We start from the raw sequence: 1,808 nt of genomic DNA, 5'->3' as shown, positions 1-1,808 counted from the left end.
GGTTAATAAATTGATATTAACTGCTCCTGCAACCACAGCTACATTAACATTGGCAGAAGGTAGTACCTTAGCAACAGCGGGTGCCTTTGCTACAACATTAACAGCAACAGCAGCAACGAATGTTACTTTGCCTGTTACAGGAACTCTTGCTACTTTAGCCGGAACTGAAATTTTAATCAATAAAACCTTTGTTGGACCAGCTTTAGGTACACCAGCATCAGGTGTAGCCACTAACTTAATAGGAACAGCATCAGGATTGAGCATTGGCGGTAACGCCGCTACAGTAACTACTATTCCCGCTTTAACAGGAGATGTGAATAACAATGCCAATGCAATAACAATTGTAGCCAATGCCGTTACTACGGGTAAAATTACAGACGCTGCAGTAACCTATGCCAAGATACAGAATGTAGGAGCAACTCGTTTGTTAGGTAACCCCACAGCAGCAGTAGCTGTTGCATCCGAAATAACAATAGGTAGTGGTTTAAATTTAACCACAGCAGGTGTATTGTCCGCGCCTGCTCAAGCCGTGGCCATTTCCATTAAAACAGGAGCATATACGGCTACTGCCGCTGATAATACCATTTTATGTGATGCTACTTCAGCGGGATTTACAGTGACATTGCCTGCGGCATCCGCTGCTGTTAATGCCATTTATAGTATTAGAAAAATAGATGAAACTGCCAATATTTTGTCTTTTACGCCTGCCATTTACGCCTCTGCTACAACCACATTTACCACTTTAAATTATTCCAGAACCATACGTGTTCAATCGAACGGGACCAATTGGTATCAAATTGATTAAACAAACGATATATTATTATTATTATTATTATGAAAATATCCGGTTTATTGACTGTAAGTTTATTGCTTTTAGGATGTAGTGTTTTTGCCCAAAAACAACAAAAAATAGGCGACAATACCACCAACATATCGCCTACCGCCTTGCTGGAGCTTGAGAGCACGACCAGAGGTTTTTTGCCGCCTCGTATGAATCGTGAGCAACGCAATGCAGTTTCTGCTGTACCGGGACTTATGATCTACTGTACTGATTGTGGCAATGGTCAATTTCAGGTGTATACTAATGTAAATTCCTGGTCAGGAATAACTTCTGTTGTTGATGTTTCAGGTGTTACTTGTGGTGCTTATGTTGCTGCGGGAGTGTTTAAAAAATTCATGTGCTATAACTTAGGCGCCACAAACACTTTTTTAGACCCACACATTCCAGTACAGGCCATACACGGTAATTATTACCAATGGGGCCGAAGTGCTGTGGTTGCCGATGCCAGTACTCAGGCAGGCGCAATTACAGGATGGAATACTGCTGCTGCTAACAATGGTGCGTGGGTAGATGGTAGCAAGACTGCCAACGATCCTTGTCCAGCTGGGTTTAGAGTACCTACAAAAGTACAATGGGATGGAGTTTTAGCAAACAACACCGTGAGTAGAACAGGTTCATGGGCTAATGATGAAAACTTTTCTACTGCAGTCAGTTGGGGTCCTACTGCCAGCACCAAAACCTTAACACTCCCGGTGGCCGGCTGGCGCATCCACACTGATGGTGCGTTGCACGACCGTGGTTACTCCGGCCTCTACTGGAGTAGTACTGAAAGTAGTACTGAGAGTAGTACTTACGCGTGGCACATGAACCTCAGCAGCACCAACGCCAGCAGCAGCAACTACTATCGTGTGTGCGGGTTCTCTGTGCGTTGTGTCTCAGAATAATTCGATTTATTTGATTATTTATATTTTTGGGAAAAGAGCAGCGTACATGTCCCATTTGTTTGAGTTGTGTTGCGCCAAGCACG

The 1,808-nt window shown here is 43.6% G+C and carries 2 protein-coding genes; both read left to right on the top strand.

Annotated elements, in window-relative coordinates; genetic code table 11:
* Positions 1 to 805 (top strand): hypothetical protein (locus tag ACM55I_RS16290; RefSeq protein ID WP_416847895.1); only part of this gene is annotated, 805 nt, incomplete at its 5' end.
* A 29-nt stretch (positions 806 to 834) separates the two neighbouring features.
* Positions 835 to 1,725, top strand: coding sequence for a fibrobacter succinogenes major paralogous domain-containing protein (locus tag ACM55I_RS16285; protein WP_416847894.1), 891 nt, complete (start codon positions 835 to 837; stop codon positions 1,723 to 1,725).
* The last annotated feature ends 83 nt before the right edge of the window (positions 1,726 to 1,808 follow it).

Origin of the sequence: Flavobacterium algoris (assembly GCF_048158525.1) — a bacterium.
GTDB lineage: Bacteria > Bacteroidota > Bacteroidia > Flavobacteriales > Flavobacteriaceae > Flavobacterium > Flavobacterium algoris.
The sequence above is the reverse complement of the archived record's forward strand: the minus strand, read 5'-3'. Positions and strand labels throughout refer to the sequence as shown.